At 71.1% G+C, this 2,602-nt stretch carries 2 protein-coding genes and 2 pseudogenes; all 4 read left to right on the forward strand.

What is annotated here, in order from left to right; translation table 11 throughout:
- Nucleotides 1-185 (forward strand): annotated as a pseudogene (locus tag ACTS11_RS05840) (ABC transporter ATP-binding protein); the annotation flags it as partial.
- 22 nt (nucleotides 186-207) lie between these two features.
- Nucleotides 208-1,275, forward strand: coding sequence for an ester cyclase (locus ACTS11_RS05845; protein WP_442639397.1), 1,068 nt, complete (start codon nucleotides 208-210; stop codon nucleotides 1,273-1,275).
- Nucleotides 1,275-2,297 carry a LacI family DNA-binding transcriptional regulator gene (locus tag ACTS11_RS05850; protein WP_442639398.1) on the forward strand — a complete coding sequence of 341 codons (1,023 nt, stop codon included), beginning with the start codon at nucleotides 1,275-1,277 and terminating at the stop codon, nucleotides 2,295-2,297. The genes ACTS11_RS05845 and ACTS11_RS05850 overlap by 1 nt, the downstream gene beginning before the upstream one ends.
- Nucleotides 2,294-2,602 (forward strand): annotated as a pseudogene (locus tag ACTS11_RS05855) (nuclear transport factor 2 family protein); the annotation flags it as partial. The gene ACTS11_RS05850 and the pseudogene ACTS11_RS05855, both read left to right, overlap by 4 nt.

The raw sequence follows: 2,602 nt of genomic DNA on the forward strand, positions 1-2,602 counted from the left end.
CGGCGCCGATCTACACGCTCCAGCTTCTCGCCGACGCGACGATGCTGACGGTGCGTTGCGGCCGCGCGCTGGTGTCGGTGAACGCGCCCAAGGAGTTCCGCGCCGAGATCGGCGATCCTTTCGCGGCGGCGGTTCCGGCGCGGATCTGTCACATCTTCGACGCGGGCACCGGGCAGCGGATCTGAGGGCCCGGACGGGAGGAGCAGGGTGGACGGCAGGGACGACAGGGCAGCGCGCTCGGCGGCGGCGAAGGCGGCGATCGCGCCCTTCCGCCGCGCGGCGGCGACGGCGGAGGCGGGTCCGCTGTCCGACGCGCTCCGCGCGGTGGTGGCGCCGGGCGCGCCCGTGCGCCTCGGCCATCCGTTCGGGACGGGGGAGGGGGCGGAGGCCCTCCTCGCCGCCTACGCGCCGCTTCTCGCCGCCATGCCCGACCTCGAGCGGCGCGACATGATCCTGGTCGCGGGCACGACGCCCGAGGGCGCGGACTGGGTCGCCTGCATGGGCAGCTACATGGGCAGCTTCCTCGCGCCCTTCCTCGGCATCCCGCCCACGGGCCATCTCGCGCACATGCGCTACCACGAGTATTTCCGGATCGAGGAGGGCCGCGTCGCCGAGGTCCAGGCGCTCTGGGACATTCCCGAACTGATGATGCAGGCTCGCGCCTGGCCGATGGCGCCGCAGCTCGGCGCCTTCCTCAACACGCCGGGGCCGATGAGCGGCGACGGGCTGACCGCCTCGGGCGACGGCTCGGCCGCCATGGCGCGCGTCATCGACATGCTGACGGACCTCTGCCGCTTCCCCGCCGACCGCGACCCGAAGGTGATGAACCTCGGGCAGCACTGGCACCCGCGCCTCAACTGGTACGGGCCTGCGGGGATCGGCACCGGGCGCGGCGTCGCGGGGTTCCGCCACTGGCACCAGATGCCCTTCCTGCGTGCCATGCCCGACCGGAAGCTCGACGCGCTCGGCGATCTCATGTCCCACTGGATCGCGGAAGGCGACTACGTGGCCGAGACGGGCTGGCCCAACATGCGCCTCACCATGACCGGGCCGGGCTGGCTCGGCCTGCCGCCGACGGGGCGCGAGGTGCTGCTGCGCAGCCTCGACTTCTGGCGCGTGGAGGAGGGGCTGATCCGCGAGAACTGGGTGCTCGTGGACCTGCTCGACCTCTTCGCGCAGGTGGGGATCGACGTCTTCGACCGCTTGGCCGAGTTCAACAAGGCGCGCGTGCGGGGCGCGGTCGTCCTGCCCGATCCGCTGGCGGAGGCCTGGTGATGGGCGAGGCGCGGATCACATCGCTCGACGTGGCGCGGCTCGCGGGGGTCAGCCAGTCCGCCGTCAGCCGCGTCTTCTCGGGCGCGTCGGCCTCGGCCGAGACGATCCGCAAGGTCCGCTCCGCCGCCGACCGGCTGGGCTATCGCCCCAACTCGCTCGCCCGCGCGATGATCACCGGGAAAAGCCGGATGATCGGCCTCGTCGTGGCCTATCTCGACAACCAGTTCTATCCCGTGGCGATCGAGCTCCTGAGCGCCGCGCTGCGGGAACGGGGCTACCACATCCTCCTGATGATGGCCGGCAACTCGACCGAGGGCATCGAGAGCGTCATGCAGGACCTGATGACCTACCAGGTGGACGGGATCGTCACGGCCTCGGTTGCCATGAGCTCCGACCTGACCGAGCGCTGCGCCGCGATGGGGATACCGGTGGTGATGTTCAACCGCGGCCAGGACGGCTCGGGCCTGTCGTCGATCACCTCGGCCAATGTCGAGGGCGGGCGCAAGGTGGCGGAGTTCCTCGTCGCGGGCGGGCATCGGCGCATCGCCCATGTCGCGGGGTGGCAGGGCTCCTCCACCGGGCGCGACCGGGCGCGGGGCTTCGCCGAGGGGATGGCCGCGCTCGGGCGCGAGCCTCTCGCGGTCATCGACGGGATGTATCACCGCGAGCCCGCCATCGCCGCCGTCCGCGCGCTGATGGACCGGCCCGACCCGCCGGACGCGATCTTCGTCGGCAACGACCACATGGCGCTCGCCGCGCTCGACACGCTGCGCGGTCCGATGGGCCTGAAGGTGCCGCAGGACGTGTCCATCGTCGGCTACGACGACGTTCCCATGGCCGCCTGGGAGAGCTATGACCTCACGACCGTGCGCCAGCCCGTGAACCGCATGGTCGAGGCCACGGTCGAGACGCTGATCGGCCAGATCGAGGACCCGGGCCGCGCGTCGCAGAAGATCGAGATCGCCGGGCCGCTGATCCTGCGCGGATCGGCCCGCATACCGGAAGGATGGACCACCGAATGAAGGGCTTCGATCCGAAGTTCCGCGACTTCCCCGACTATATCCTCGGGATCACCAAGGAGATCTGGGAGGATCGGGGCCTGCACACGCTCCACGACTACTACGCCGAGGACATCGTCGTGCGCTCGCCCGCCTCGGTCGTCGTCGGCAACAAAGGCGTCATCGCCGCCACCATGGCGACGCTGGCCGAGTTTCCCGACCGCGTGCTGCTGGGCGAGGACGTGATCTGGTCCGGCACACCCGAGGACGGAATGCTGTCCTCGCACCGCATCCTGTCGACCGCCACGCATATGGGCGACGGGGTCTAC

The organism is Roseicyclus sp., assembly GCF_052168335.1.
Taxonomy (GTDB): Bacteria; Pseudomonadota; Alphaproteobacteria; order Rhodobacterales; family Rhodobacteraceae; genus Roseibacterium.

Coding starts and splice junctions, on each gene's coding strand:
- ACTS11_RS05850 (WP_442639398.1), top strand. CDS start 1,275: ATGGGCGAGGCGCGGATCACATCGCTCGACGTGGCGCGGCTCGCGGGG.